This is a genomic window from Streptomyces californicus (genome assembly GCF_000717645.1).
GTDB classification, from domain to species: domain Bacteria; phylum Actinomycetota; class Actinomycetes; order Streptomycetales; family Streptomycetaceae; genus Streptomyces; species Streptomyces californicus.
Genome location: NZ_JNZZ01000006.1, coordinates 1 through 13,458, shown reverse-complemented (window position 1 = coordinate 13,458; position 13,458 = coordinate 1). Strand labels below are relative to the sequence as shown.

General features: G+C 71.7%; 11 protein-coding genes. 6 read left to right on the top strand and 5 right to left on the bottom strand.

Translation table 11 applies throughout. The features are described from left to right. Nucleotides 1-13 precede the first annotated feature (13 nt). Nucleotides 14-1,153, bottom strand: coding sequence for a mechanosensitive ion channel family protein (locus IF19_RS0109420; protein ID WP_030117768.1), 1,140 nt, complete (start codon nt 1,151-1,153; stop codon nt 14-16). 51 nt (nt 1,154-1,204) lie between these two features. On the opposite strand from IF19_RS0109420, the gene IF19_RS0109415 reads away from it, so the two are divergent. Next, nucleotides 1,205-1,783, top strand: a complete 579-nt coding sequence (locus tag IF19_RS0109415; RefSeq protein ID WP_030117767.1) for a dienelactone hydrolase family protein — start codon at nt 1,205-1,207, stop codon at nt 1,781-1,783. Nucleotides 1,784-1,856: 73 nt separating this feature from the next. On the opposite strand, the gene IF19_RS0109410 is transcribed toward IF19_RS0109415, so the two are convergent. From IF19_RS0109410 to IF19_RS0109400, 3 genes are all read right to left on the bottom strand, one after another. Further along, entirely contained in the window at nt 1,857-2,672 is an 816-nt protein-coding gene (locus IF19_RS0109410; RefSeq protein ID WP_030117766.1) for a DsbA family protein, read from the bottom strand. 66 nt (nt 2,673-2,738) lie between these two features. Further along, nucleotides 2,739-3,467 carry a hypothetical protein gene (locus tag IF19_RS0109405; RefSeq protein WP_030277290.1) on the bottom strand — a complete coding sequence of 243 codons (729 nt, stop codon included), beginning with the start codon at nt 3,465-3,467 and terminating at the stop codon, nt 2,739-2,741. Nucleotides 3,468-3,587: 120 nt separating this feature from the next. Further along, the gene (locus tag IF19_RS0109400; protein ID WP_030117763.1) at nt 3,588-4,925 is read right to left on the bottom strand and encodes a DUF2252 domain-containing protein; all 1,338 of its coding nucleotides are present in this window, start codon (nt 4,923-4,925) and stop codon (nt 3,588-3,590) included. A 202-nt stretch (nt 4,926-5,127) separates the two neighbouring features. Here IF19_RS0109400 and dnaE point away from each other — a divergent pair, with 202 nt between their 5' ends. After that, nucleotides 5,128-8,664 (top strand): DNA polymerase III subunit alpha, encoded by a 3,537-nt coding sequence (gene dnaE / locus IF19_RS0109395; RefSeq protein WP_030117762.1) that lies wholly within the window; start codon nt 5,128-5,130, stop codon nt 8,662-8,664. An 84-nt stretch (nt 8,665-8,748) separates the two neighbouring features. On the opposite strand, the gene IF19_RS0109390 is transcribed toward dnaE, so the two are convergent. Then, nucleotides 8,749-8,934, bottom strand: a complete 186-nt coding sequence (locus IF19_RS0109390; RefSeq protein ID WP_030117761.1) for a hypothetical protein — start codon at nt 8,932-8,934, stop codon at nt 8,749-8,751. Between the two features lie 324 nt (nt 8,935-9,258). Here IF19_RS0109390 and IF19_RS0109385 point away from each other — a divergent pair, with 324 nt between their 5' ends. The 4 genes from IF19_RS0109385 to IF19_RS0109365 form a co-directional block, all read left to right on the top strand. After that, nucleotides 9,259-10,533 (top strand): NYN domain-containing protein, encoded by a 1,275-nt coding sequence (locus IF19_RS0109385; RefSeq protein ID WP_030117760.1) that lies wholly within the window; start codon nt 9,259-9,261, stop codon nt 10,531-10,533. A gap of 117 nt (nt 10,534-10,650) precedes the next feature. After that, complete coding sequence (locus IF19_RS0109380; protein ID WP_030117759.1) at nt 10,651-11,634, top strand: ABC transporter ATP-binding protein; 984 nt, start codon at nt 10,651-10,653, stop codon at nt 11,632-11,634. A 145-nt stretch (nt 11,635-11,779) separates the two neighbouring features. After that, on the top strand, nt 11,780-12,622 hold the full coding sequence (locus IF19_RS0109370) for an ABC transporter permease (RefSeq protein ID WP_030117758.1): 843 nt from the start codon (nt 11,780-11,782) through the stop codon (nt 12,620-12,622). Nucleotides 12,623-12,744: 122 nt separating this feature from the next. Then, nucleotides 12,745-13,458 (top strand): hypothetical protein (locus IF19_RS0109365; RefSeq protein ID WP_030289940.1); only part of this gene is annotated, 714 nt, incomplete at its 3' end.

Genomic DNA, 13,458 nt, shown 5'->3' with positions numbered 1-13,458 from the left:
CCCCGGGCTCCGGTCAGCCGCGGCCCGTGCGCGGGGCCGGCTCCGCGGGGGACGAGGTCCCGTTGCGGCGCGGCCGGACCCCGGCGCCGGTCAGCTCCGCCCACTGCTCGCCCGGCGGCAGGGCGGCGGGCGAGGTGGCGATCCGCGGCAGCGCGTACGGGTGGTGGTCCCGCAGCCAGCCGATCAGCTGCTCGCGCACCGCGCAGCGCACCGTCCAGATGTCGTCCGCGTCCTTCGCCGTGACCACGGCCCGCACCTGGATCGTGGACGGCGTGGTGTCCGTGACCGCCAGCGACCAGTCCCGGCCGTCCCAGGCGGCGATGTCCCCGAGGATGTCCCGCAGCTTCTTCCGCATCGCGGCGACCGGGGCGGAGTGGTCGAGGTGGAAGTAGACCGTGCCGGTCATCTGCACCCCGCCGCGCGACCAGTTCTCGAACGGCTGGCTGGTGAAGTACGAGACCGGCATCGTGATCCGCCGCTCGTCCCAGGTCCGGACCGCCAGGAACGTCAGGGTGATCTCGTCGATCGTGCCCCACTCGCCGTCCACCACCACGGTGTCGCCGATCCGCACCATGTCGCCGAACGCGATCTGGAGCCCGGCGAAGAGGTTGCCGAGGGTCGACTGGGCGGCGACACCGGCGACGATGCCGAGCAGACCGGCCGAGGCCAGCATCGACGTGCCGACGCCCCGCATCGGGGGGAAGGTCAGGAGCATCGCGGCGATCGCGACCACCGTCACCACCGCTATGACGACCCGCTGGATCAGCGTCACCTGCGTGCGGACCCGGCGGACCCGGGCCGGGTCGCGGGTGGACGTCGCGTACCGGGCGTAGCTCGCCTCCACGACCGTCGCCGCGGCCCGCACCACCAGCCAGGCCGACGCACCGATCAGCACCAGGGACAGCGCCTGACCGATGCCGGCCCGGTGCTCCCACACCCAGTCGATCTTCGTCTGGCGGTAGCTTCCGCGCAGCAGCGCCGTGATGATCACCACTTGCAAGGGTGGCCGGCAGCGTCGGAGCAGCCCCCACAGCGGGGTCTCGTGGTGACGGCTGTCGGCCCGCCGCAGAAGCAGGTCGACCGCCCAGCCGGCCAACAGCGTGACCACCACGGAACCGCCGATCACGATCAGCGGGCGCAGCACGCTCTCCATTCGCTCGTCCTCCCAGCTGTAGGGCGGCCCTCGAAGGGTGCGAATGGCACCATGGGCCTCATGAACATCATGCTTTTCCACTCGACGTACGGGCTGACGCCCGCCGTGCACGCGGCAGCCGCACGCCTCAGGGACGCCGGCCATGAGGTGCGCGTGCCCGATCTGTTCGAGGGGCACACCTTTGACACGGTGGAAGAGGGCATGGCTCACAAGGACGCGGTCGGCAAGGACGAGCTGCTGAAGCGGGCCGTGCTGGCCTCCGCGCCCTACTCCGACCAGGGACTCGTCTACGCCGGCTTCTCCCTCGGGGCGGCCACCGCGCAGACCCTGGCGCTCGGCGACGCGAAGGCCCGCGGGCTGCTGCTGTTCCACGGCACGTCGGACATCGCGGAGAACGCCTCGGTGGACGAGCTGCCGGTCCAGCTGCACGTCGCGGACCCGGACCCCTTCGAGTCCCACGACTGGCTGAACAGCTGGTACCTCCAGATGCGGCGCACCGGAGCGGACGTGGAGATCTACCGCTACCCCGGGGCCGGGCACCTGTTCACCGACCCGGACCGGCACGACTACGACCAGGCGGCCGCCGAGCAGACCTGGAAGGTCGCGCTCGGCTTCCTCGCCACGCTGTAGAAACGCGGAGAACCCGGCGTTCCCGGGCGGTCGAGCCGCCCGGGAACGCCGGGTTCCACGACGTCGCGGGACGTTACGCCTTGAGCGCCTTGTCGACGGCCTTGGTGAACTCGTCGGCCGTCATCGGGGCGTTGTCGCTGCCCTCGGACGTGATCTTCTCGCCGTCCATCTTCAGGGTCGGCGTGCCCCGCACCCCGCTCTTGTCGAACGTCTTGGACATCTTCATCGCCCAGGCGTCGTACGTGCCGTCCTCGACGTTCTTCTGGAAGTCCTTGTTCCCCTTCAGCGCCTCGACCGAGTCCGCCACCTTGATCAGGTAGCTGTCCTTGGAGAACTTGTCGTCGCTCTCCTCGGGGTGGAACTCCGCCGAGTACAGCGCCGCCTTGTACTCCATGAACGCCTCGGGGCTCACGTCCAGCGCCGCGCCGAGCGCGCTCAGGGCGTTCTTGGAGCCCTCGCCGTTGTCGGTGTTGTCGATGAAGGTCGCACCGACGTACTTGACCTTGTACTTTCCGGCCTCGACGTCCTTCGAGACCGTCTCGCCGACACCCTGCTCGAACGTGGCGCAGACCGGGCAGCGCGAGTCCTCGTAGAGCTCCAGCGTCTTCTTCGCGCCGGCCTTGCCGATCACCACGGTGGTGCCGTCCTTGCCCGAGGTGTTCTTCGGCGCGCTGACGTTCTTCGCGTCGGCGGCCTCCTCCCAGGCGCCCGGCTTGTTCAGCTGCATCACGCCGTAGCTGATGCCGCCGATCACCGCGAGGGCGGCGACGACCGAGCCCGCGACGACGAGCTGCTTGCGGGTCTTGTCCTTCTTGGCCTGGCGCTCGCGCTCGGCGCGCAGCCGCTCACGGGCCGCTGCCTTGTTCGCCTGGGTGTTGCGCTTGCTCATGATCGTTCTCCGTCGGTACGTGTGCGGGGAGTGAAGGGTCCTGCCGTCGTCGTCCCGCCGTGCCCCTCAGGCAGCGGCGTACGTCACGGACGGCGGGCCCCTGCGGCCCACGCAGTGCACCAGGAAACGGGCGGTCAGCGGCGGGTACGGGCGGTCGGCGGGCCGGGAGCGGCGGGCCGCCGACCGGACGCCCGCGCCCACCACCGCGACCGCCGTCAGCAGCGGCCGGAACGCCAGCAGCGCCGCCGTGCGCACCAGCCCCGACAGGGCCGCCTCACCGCGCCGCAACCAGGCCGCGGCCAGCAGCCCGACCGCCACATGGGCGGCGAGCAGCAGCCACGGCACGGCCGGCCCGGGGTGCGCCAGCAGGGCGGCGGCGCGGTCGCCCGCCCCGGCCACGTCGGCGAGCGGGGTGCCCACCGCGCCGACGCCCGCGATCCGGGCCCCGCCCGTGCCGACCTCGCCGCCGCCGCACAGCACGTCGAAGCCCACCGCGCGCAGCGGGCCCGCGACCGGGCCGCCGGCCGCCCCGTAGCAGAGGTGCTGGCCGGTGGTGAAGAGCGTGTCGGCGGCCAGCTCCAGCGGGACCAGCAGCCCCGCGATCGCCCCGAAGCCGCGCTCCCGGCCGGCCAGCGCATACGCCACGGCGAAGACCACCGCGGCCAGCAGACCGACCGCGGTCAGCGGCAGCGGGACCCGGGAGAGCAGCACGTGGGACGCCGTGGACAGGGTGACGACGAGCGCGGTGAAGATTGCCGCGCGCGCGACCCTGAGCTGCGTCCCTGAGATGTCCATCGCCGGAAAGTGTGTCATGCGCCGAGGTAAGCGGACCTTAAAAGAGGCTGAGAGTCCGGCGAGGGACCGGGCCCGGGCTTCCGGAGGGGCGGGAGCCCGGCGGCCGGGCCCGCCTCGTGCTCAGGCGGGCCCCCGCAGCCCGGGGATCTTCCCGTTGCGGAACAGGTCCACGAAGATCTGGTGGTCCGCGCGGGCCCGCGCCCCGTAGTCGTGGGCGAAGTCGACCAGCATCGGCGCGAACCCCTCCTCGTCGGCGGCGATCGCCGCGTCGATCGCCCGCTCCGTGGAGAACGGCACCAGCGAGTGGCCGCTCTCGTCGTCCGCCGCCGCGTGCATCGTGGCCGTCGCCCGGCCCAGGTCCGCGACGACCGCCGCGATCTCGTCCACCTCGTCGATCTCGGACCAGTCCAGGTCGACCGCGTACGGCGAGACCTCCGCGACGAGCTGGCCCGCCCCGTCCAGCTCGGTCCAGCCCAGCCACGGGTCCGCGTGCGCCTGGAGCGCCCGCTGCGAGATCACCGTGCGGTGGCCCTCGTGCTGGAAGTAGTCCCGCACGGCGGCGTCGGTGATGTGCCGGGACACCGCCGGGGTCTGCGCCTGCTTGAGGTAGATCACCACATCGTTCTCCAGGGCGTCGCTGTTGCCCTCCAGGAGGATGTTGTACGAGGGCAGCCCGGCCGATCCGATGCCGATGCCCCGGCGGCCCACCACGTCCTTGACCCGGTAGGAGTCGGGGCGGGTCAGACTCGACTCCGGCAGCGTCTCCAGATAGCCGTCGAACGCGGCCAGCACCTTGTACCGCGTCGCCGCGTCCAGGTCGATCGCCCCGCCGCCGTCCGCGAACCGGCGCTCGAAGTCCCGGATCACCGTCATCGAGTCCAGCAGCGAGAACCGGGTGAGCGAGCGGGCCGCCCGCAGCGCGCCCAGCAGCGGTCCCTGAGCCGTGTCCAGCGTGAACGGCGGCACCTCGTCGTTCTTCGCGCCGGTCGCCAGCGCGCGGATCCGCTCGCGGTAGGCGGCGGCGTAGGTCCCGACGAGGTCGGTGATCTGCTCGTCGGCCAGGGCCTTGGCGTACCCGATGAGCGCCACGGAGGCGGCGAACCGCTTCAGGTCCCAGGTGAAGGGGCCCACGTACGCCTCGTCGAAGTCGTTCACGTTGAAGACGAGGCGGCCGTTGGCGTCCATGTAGGTGCCGAAGTTCTCCGCGTGCAGATCACCGTGGATCCACACCCGGCCGGTGCGCTCGTCCACGTACGGGCCGCCGTGCCGCTCCCGCTCCAGGTCGCCGTAGAACAGGCAGGCGGTGCCCCGGTAGAACGCGAAGGCCGACCCCGCCATCTTGCGGAACTTGACCCGGAAGGCCGCCGGATCGGCGGCCAGCAGCTCTCCGAACGCGGTGTCGAAAACGGCGAGAATCTGCTCCCCGCGCCGCTCCGCGCCGGTCTGCGTCTCCGACATCTCTGGCTGCCTCCTGCTGTAGCTGGCGTATGGGCCGAACCGGGGACCGACGTGACCGAGTGCATGACAAAACGGACACGTGTCCCGCCTTCTCCAACGCTCGGCGGAAGCCTGGAGTGCCCGTCGTCCGACTCCGTCACGTCGTAGACTTCCACGCTGTCCCCCCGTCCGTCATCGCCCGACTTCCCGGAGGCCCGACGCCGTGACCAAGCCGCCCTTCACGCACCTGCACGTTCACACCCAGTACTCGCTGCTGGACGGTGCGGCGCGGCTCAAGGACATGTTCGAAGCGGCCAACGAGATGGGCATGACGCACATCGCGATGACCGACCACGGCAACCTCCACGGGGCCTACGACTTCTTCCACTCGGCGCAGAAGGCGGAGGTCACGCCGATCATCGGCATCGAGGCGTACGTCGCCCCGGAGTCGCGCAAGCACAAGCGCAAGGTGCAGTGGGGGCAGCCGCACCAGAAGCGCGACGACGTGTCCGGATCCGGTGGGTACACCCACAAGACCATCTGGGCGGCGAACAGGACCGGGCTGCACAACCTCTTCCGGCTCTCCTCCGACGCGTACGCCGAGGGCTGGCTCCAGAAGTGGCCCCGGATGGACAAGGAGACCATCTCCCAGTGGTCCGAGGGACTCATCGCCTCCACCGGCTGCCCCTCGGGCGAGGTGCAGACCCGGCTGAGGCTCGGCCAGTTCGACGAGGCGGTGCAGGCGGCCTCCGACTACAAGGACATCTTCGGCGAGGGCCGGTACTTCCTGGAGCTGATGGACCACGGCATCGAGATCGAGCGCCGGGTCCGCGACGGACTCCTGGAGATCGGCAAGAAGCTCGGCATCCCGCCGCTCGTGACGAACGACTCCCACTACACGTACGCGCACGAGGCCACCGCCCACGACGCCCTGCTCTGCATCCAGACCGGCAAGAACCTCTCGGACCCGGACCGCTTCCGCTTCGACGGCACCGGCTACTACCTGAAGACGACGGACGAGATGTACGCCGTCGACTCCTCCGACGCCTGGCAGGAGGGGTGCCGCAACACCCTCCTGGTCGCGCAGCAGATCGACACCACCGGCATGTTCGAGAAGCGCGACCTGATGCCGAAGTTCGAGATCCCGGAGGGCTTCACCGAGGTCACCTGGTTCCAGGAGGAGGTCCGGGTCGGCATGGCCCGCCGCTTCCCGAACGGGGTCCCCGACGACCGGCAGAAGCAGGTCGAGTACGAGATGGACATCATCATCCAGATGGGGTTCCCGGGGTACTTCCTCGTCGTCGCCGACTTCATCATGTGGGCCAAGAACAACGGCATCGCGGTGGGCCCCGGCCGTGGTTCGGCGGCCGGTTCGATCGTGGCGTACGCCATGGGCATCACCGACCTCGACCCGATCGAGCACGGGCTGATCTTCGAGCGGTTCCTCAACCCCGAGCGCGTCTCCATGCCCGACGTCGACATCGACTTCGACGAGCGCCGGCGCGTCGAGGTGATCCGGTACGTGACCGAGAAGTACGGCGCCGACAAGGTCGCCATGATCGGCACGTACGGCAAGATCAAGGCGAAGAACGCCATCAAGGACTCCGCCCGCGTGCTGGGCTACCCGTACGCGATGGGCGACCGCCTCACCAAGGCCATGCCCGCCGACGTCCTCGGCAAGGGCATCGACCTCAACGGCATCACCGACCCCAAGCACCCGCGCTACAGCGAGGCGGGCGAGATCCGGGGGATGTACGAGAACGAGCCGGACGTCAAGAAGGTCATCGACACCGCCAAGGGCGTCGAGGGCCTGGTCCGGCAGATGGGCGTGCACGCCGCCGGCGTCATCATGTCCAGCGAGCCGATCGTCGACCACGCCCCCGTCTGGGTGCGGCACACCGACGGCGTCACCATCACCCAGTGGGACTACCCGCAGTGCGAGTCGCTCGGCCTGCTGAAGATGGACTTCCTCGGCCTGCGCAACCTGACGATCATGGACGACGCCATCAAGATGGTGAAGTCCAACAAGGGCATCGACCTGGAGATGCTCGCCCTGCCGCTGGACGACCCCAAGACGTACGAACTGCTCTGCCGCGGTGACACGCTCGGCGTCTTCCAGTTCGACGGCGGGCCCATGCGCTCCCTGCTGCGCCAGATGCAGCCCGACAACTTCGAGGACATCTCCGCCGTCTCGGCCCTCTACCGGCCGGGCCCGATGGGCATGAACTCGCACACGAACTACGCGGAGCGCAAGAACGGCCGCCAGGAGATCACCCCGATCCACCCGGAGCTGGAGGAGCCCCTCAAGGAGGTCCTCGGCCTCACCTACGGCCTGATCGTCTACCAGGAGCAGGTCCAGAAGGCCGCCCAGATCGTCGCCGGGTACTCGCTCGGCGAGGCCGACATCCTGCGCCGCGTGATGGGCAAGAAGAAGCCCGAGGAACTGGCGAAGAACTTCGTCCTCTTCGAGAAGGGCGCCAAGGAGAAGGGCTTCTCCGACGCGGCTATCAAGGCGCTGTGGGACGTCCTGGTGCCGTTCGCCGGATACGCGTTCAACAAGGCGCACTCCTCGGCGTACGGGCTGGTCACCTACTGGACCGCCTACCTGAAGGCGAACTACCCGGCCGAGTACATGGCGGCCCTGCTGACCTCGGTCAAGGACGACAAGGACAAGTCCGCGGTCTACCTCAACGAGTGCCGCCGCATGGGCATCAAGGTGCTCCCGCCCAACGTCAACGAGTCGCTGTCCAACTTCGCCGCCCAGGGCGACGACGTGATCCTCTTCGGCCTGACCGCCGTCCGCAACGTCGGCCAGAACGTCGTCGACTCGATCATCCGGTCGCGGAAGGCGAAGGGGAAGTACAGCTCCTTCCCCGACTTCCTGGACAAGGTCGAGGCCGTCGTCTGCAACAAGCGCACCGTCGAGTCGCTGATCAAGGCCGGCGCCTTCGACGAGATGGGCCACACCCGCAAGGGGCTCGTCGCCCACCACGAGCCGATGATCGACAACGTGGTGCAGGTCAAGCGCAAGGAGGCCGAGGGGCAGTTCGACCTCTTCGGCGGCGGCGAGGAGGAGAGCGGCGAGCCGGGCTTCGGGCTCGACGTGGAGTTCTCCGACATCGAGTGGGAGAAGTCCTACCTGCTCGCCCAGGAGCGGGAGATGCTCGGCCTGTACGTCTCCGACCACCCGCTGTTCGGGCTGGAGCACGTGCTGTCCGACAAGGCCGACGCCTCGATCTCCCAGCTCACCGGCGGGGACTACTCGGACGGTTCCGTCGTCACCGTCGGCGGCATCATCTCCGGCCTCCAGCGCAAGATGACCAAGCAGGGCAACGCCTGGGCCATCGCCACGGTGGAGGACCTGGCGGGCACCATCGAGTGCATGTTCTTCCCCGCCACCTACCAGCTGGTCTCCACCCAGCTCGTCGAGGACACCGTCGTCTTCGTCAAGGGGCGCCTCGACAAGCGCGAGGACGTGCCCCGGCTGGTCGCGATGGAGATGCAGGTCCCCGACATCTCCAACGCGGGGACCAACGCGCCCGTCATCCTCACCATCCCCACCGTGAAGATCACCCCGCCCATGGTCTCCCGGCTCGGCGAGGTGCTCAGCCACCACCGGGGCGACACCGAGGTGCGGATCAGGCTCCAGGGCCCCCGCAAGACGACGGTCCTGCGGCTCGACCGGCACCGGGTCAAGGCCGACTCGGCCCTCTTCGGCGACCTCAAGGTGCTGCTCGGCCCGTCCTGCCTGGCCGGCTGAGCCCGACGCGCGGATCTGACGAGAGGGGCGTCCCGCCGGTGCGGGACGCCCCTCTCGTCATGATGACCGCGAGCGGCCGACGCGTCAGTTGTGGCCGAAGCGCCGCTGGTGCTTGCGCGCCACGTCGGACGGGCTGCCCTGGACCTGCGCCTGCGTCTGGGTCTGGGTCTGCGACTCGAACGCCGTCGACTTGGCCTGCTCCGCACTACGCTCCGACGCGGACGAGCGATCGTGCCGGCTGCCCTGCTTGCGGTTCTTGTTCTTGGCCATGGTGAATGCCTCCTGTGGGGAGTCCTGGCTGTCCAGGACCGCTGTCAGACTCACATAGCCCCGCAAACCGTGCATGTTGGATCATTACCGTGCGTAAGGTGCGCCGTGGTGGCCGGCCGGCTTCCGGTCGGCACATCACCGCTCCCGCCGCCGCTTCGTTCCCTTTCCGCCTTCTTTCACCATTCCTCTCCCGATTCGCCACGCCGATGATCGAGTTCCGGCCGTCAAGCCCCGCGCGGTCGGGCAGACTCGACAAAAACCCTGGGTGAGCGGGCCCGGTCACCGGGGAGCGGGCGCCGAACCGCTCCCGAGTCCTGGAAGAGGGTGGAACGCGTGGACCGTTGCGTCGTCCTGGTGGACGCCGGCTACTTGCTGGGCGCAGCCGCGAGTCTGCTGGCCGGAGAGCCCGCGCGTTCCCGCATCACCGTGGATCACGCGGCCCTCATCCAGGGACTGCGCGAACGAGCCGAGGCCGACACCCAGCAGCCGCTGCTGCGCATCTACTGGTTCGACGGAGCCCCCGACCGGGTGCCCCAGCCCGAACACCGCCGGCTCCGCGTGATGCCCCGCGTGACCGTACGGCTGGGCGCCCTGACCCGCAGCGACGGGCGCTGGGCGCAGAAGGGCGTCGACGCCGCGATGCACGCGGAGCTGACCGAACTGGCCCGCAACCGGGCCTGCTCCGACATCGTCCTGGTGACCGGCGACGGCGATCTGCTGCCCGGACTGATGTCCGCCAAGGAACACGGGGTCGCCGTCCACCTCTGGGCCGTACAGGCCGCCGACGGCGACTACAACCAGTCCGAGGACCTGGTCGCCGAGGCCGACGAGCGCCGGGTCCTCGACCGGGCCTGGATCACCAAGGCCGTCCGCGCCAAGGACACCGGCGGCGTCTGCGCGCCGCCGCCCGCCACCCGTCCCGAGATCGCCGCGATCCTCTCCGCGCCGCTGCCCGAGGCGGCCCTCGCCGCCTCCGCCGAACGCGCCTCCGAGGCAACCCGGGCCGCCGCCGCCCGGGGAGGCCCCCCGGCCCCGGACGAGACCGCCCCCGCCGTCGAGCCGGCCGTGCCCGACACGCCCGCCGCCGGCCACAAGGGCGTCCCCACCCCCAAGGACCTGGCCGCGCTGCGCGCCCACGCCCCCCAGCCGGACCGCCCGCAGCCGCACCAGCCCGCCGGCGCCACGCTGCGCTGGTCCTCCGACAAGGGGTGGGTGGAGCGCGGCGGGGGCCTCGGCGAACCCCCGGAGACCGCGTCCCTGCCGACCCTCGCCCAGGTCACCAGCGCCGAACAGCGCTGGGCCGACCGGGAGGAGGACATCACCACCGTCGGCGGCGACCCCTTCGAGGTGGGCCAGGTCTTCGCCCGCCGCTGGATGGAACGCCTCCCGGAGACCGTCCACCTGCAGAAGCTCTCCACCATGTACCCGCGCATCCCGCACCGGATCGACGGCGAACTCCTGCGGTACGCGGCCCGCTTCGGGCTCCTGGCCCACAAGGACGACCAGATCGACGAGCACGACCGCTACGCGATCCGGGCCGGCTTCTGGCGGGAGATCGACGTGCGGGCCGCCGCCGAGCACGTGCCGGCGGCGGAGTAGCCGCCCCTGCGGACGGGCGACGCGGGGTGGCCCCGGGCGCGAACCGGGGCATGTGACCCCGTACCCTCGTACCTCGTGAGTACGGGCACAGCACAGGCGCAGCGGGACACAGGCACCGTGTGCGCGGTGCGCGATCTGGTCAAGACCTATCCCGCGACCCGGGGCCGCCGCGGCGCCCCGGCGGCGCCCGAGATCCGCGCCACCGACAGCATCAGCCTGGACGTCGAGCGCGGTGAGATCTTCGGACTGCTCGGCCCCAACGGCGCCGGCAAGTCCACCCTGGTCCGCCAGCTCACCGGACTCATGCGGCCCGACTCCGGCAGCGTCGAGGTGCTGGGCCACGACCTCGTACGCCACCCCGAGCGGGCCTCCCGGCTGATCGGCTACCTCGGGCAGGAGTCCACCGCCCTCGACGAGCTGACCGTCGCGCTCGCCGCCGAGACCACCGGACGGCTGCGCGGCCTCCCCGTCCGCGAGGCCCGCGCCGAACGCGACGCGGTCCTGGAGGAGCTGGGCCTCACCGCGCTCGCCGGGCGGCCCCTGAAGAAGCTCTCCGGCGGACAGCGCCGCCTCGCCTGTTTCGCCGCCGCCCTGGTCGGGGAACGGCCCGTCCTGGTCCTGGACGAACCGACCACCGGCATGGACCCCGTCGCCCGCCGCGCCGTCTGGGCCGCCGTCGACCGCCGCCGGGCCGAGCGCGGGGCCACGGTCCTGCTGGTCACCCACAACGTCATCGAGGCGGAGACGGTCCTCGACCGGGTCGCCGTCCTCGAACGCGGCCGGGTCATCGCCTGCGACACGCCCGCCGGGCTCAAGGAACAGGTCGCCGGCGAGGTCCGCGTCGAGCTGGTGTGGCGCGAACGGGCCCCGCTGGACGTCCCCGAGGTGGCGGCGCTGCGACCGTCCGCCCAGGAGTCCGGACGGCGCTGGGTGCTGCGGCTCGGACCCGACGAGGCACGGGCCGCGGTCGCCGCGGTGACGGGCGGCGCGGCCTTCGCCGCGCTGGACGATTTCACCCTGGCCACACCCAGCCTGGAAGATGTCTACCTCGCGCTCGGCGGGGACGCGGCCGATGCGACCAAGGGACTGGTGAAGGCGTGAGCGGCAGGTTCGGCGCGGATGGTGCGGGCGGCAGGGGAGGCGTGGGCCTCGTGGGCCGTGCGGTGGTCGGCGTGGACGCGGTGACCGGACCGGAGGGACGCGACAGGCGGGACGGGTGGGACGTGTACGAGGGGAGCGGCCGCAGGTGACGAGCATCATTCCGGCCAGGACCGCACCGTCGCGCGTCCGCCCCGCCTCCGGCCCCGCGGGGCCGGCCTCCCCCCGGACCGCCCCGGCCCCCCTCGCCCCGCGCGCCCGGCTGCTGCCCTCGCTGGCCGCCGTCTACCGCGCCCAGCTCTCCCGGGCGCGGGTCGCGCGCATCCCGCTGCTCTTCGTGGCGACGTTCCAGTCCGTGGGGATCATGATCCTGATGCGGGGCGTCGTGGACGGCGGCGCGGAGGCGCGAGCCGTGGTCGCGGGCTCCAGCGTCCTGGTCGTGGCGTTCGTCGCGCTCAACCTGCTCGCCCAGTACTTCGGACAGCTGCGGGCGAGCGGCGGACTCGACCACTACGCGACGCTGCCGGTGCCGCCCGCCGCCGTGGTGCTCGGGGCGGCCGCCGCGTACGCCTCGTTCACCGTGCCGGGCACGGTCTTCACCGCGATCACCGGAAGCGTGCTGTTCCAGCTGCCGCTCACCCATCTGTGGGTCCTGGTCGCCGTCGTCCCGCTCTCCGGGGCCGCCCTGGCCGGGCTCGGCGCGGCCCTCGGGCTGCTCGCCCCGCGCCCGGAGCTGGCGACGCTCCTGGGCCAGCTCGGGATGTCGGCCGCCCTGCTGCTCGGGGTGCTGCCCGCCGAGCGGCTGCCGGGGCCGGTGGGCTGGGCGCGCGACCTGCTGCCCTCGACGTACGGGGTCGAGGCGCTGGCCCGCTCCTTCGACGCCCGCCCGGACTGGGGGCTCATCGCGTTCTTCCTGGCGGTCTGCGCGGCGGTGGGCGTGCTGTCGCTGGCGGTCGCCACGTGGGCGTACCGGCGGGCGGCCGTTCGGTAGGGGCCGGTCCCCGCGTTCGAGGGTCCGTCCCCCGCCTGCGTGGCGCGGGCGTGTCGTCCGCCGTCCGACGCCGGTACGGGACGCTGGGCACGGGTGCGGCATCCGGTGAGGCGCCGCACAGGGTGGCCTGGCACGATGGCACGGTGACCGCACCTCTGACGCCGCCCGACCAGCCCGGCCCCCACGATCCGTGGCAGGCCCCGCCCTCGGGCTCCCACCTCGCGTACGCCTCGGGCTCCCAGGACGACCCGGACACGGCCACGGAGCTCCGTCAGGCCGCCCTCGTCGCCGTCCTGGTCGCGCTCGCGGGCATCGTGCTCGGGCTGCTGTGGCTGTGGCTCGCGCCGCGCGTTCCGCTGGTCGCCGACGACACGGCCGTCTTCTTGAAGAACAGCGAGGGCGAGGAGGCGATCGGGGCGGACGGAACGTTCGTGCTGCTGGCCCTCGGCTTCGGCGCGCTCTCGGCGGCCGCCGTCTTCTGGCGGCTGCGGCGCGGGGGCGTCCTCGTCGTCGTGGGTCTGGCGCTCGGCGCGCTCGCCGCCTCGCTGATCGCCTGGCGCGTCGGCGTCTGGCTCGGGCCCTCCTCCGACGTGGTGGCGCGGGCCCGGGAGGCGGGCCGGGGCGTGACGTTCGACGCCCCGCTGGAGCTGCACGCGGTGTGGGCGGCGGTGCTGGCGTGGCCGTTCGCGGCGATGGGGGTCCACCTGCTGCTGACGGCGGCGTTCGGGCCGCGGGATCCGGAGCCGGAGTGGGCGGGGTTCTCGGGGTACTACGGCGGGGCCGTGCAGGGGCCCCTGGCGGGGCCGGGGGCGGGGGCTTCGGGCGGGCCTGTCGAG

What these genes read in the sequence shown, in the direction of transcription:
- IF19_RS0109420 (WP_030117768.1), bottom strand. Translation starts at nt 1,153, where the DNA reads ATGGAGAGCGTGCTGCGCCCGCTGATCGTGATCGGCGGTTCCGTGGTG.
- IF19_RS0109415 (WP_030117767.1), top strand. Translation starts at nt 1,205, where the DNA reads ATGGGCCTCATGAACATCATGCTTTTCCACTCGACGTACGGGCTGACG.
- IF19_RS0109410 (WP_030117766.1), bottom strand. Translation starts at nt 2,672, where the DNA reads ATGAGCAAGCGCAACACCCAGGCGAACAAGGCAGCGGCCCGTGAGCGG.
- IF19_RS0109405 (WP_030277290.1), bottom strand. Translation starts at nt 3,467, where the DNA reads ATGGACATCTCAGGGACGCAGCTCAGGGTCGCGCGCGCGGCAATCTTC.
- IF19_RS0109400 (WP_030117763.1), bottom strand. Translation starts at nt 4,925, where the DNA reads ATGTCGGAGACGCAGACCGGCGCGGAGCGGCGCGGGGAGCAGATTCTC.
- IF19_RS0109390 (WP_030117761.1), bottom strand. Translation starts at nt 8,934, where the DNA reads ATGGCCAAGAACAAGAACCGCAAGCAGGGCAGCCGGCACGATCGCTCG.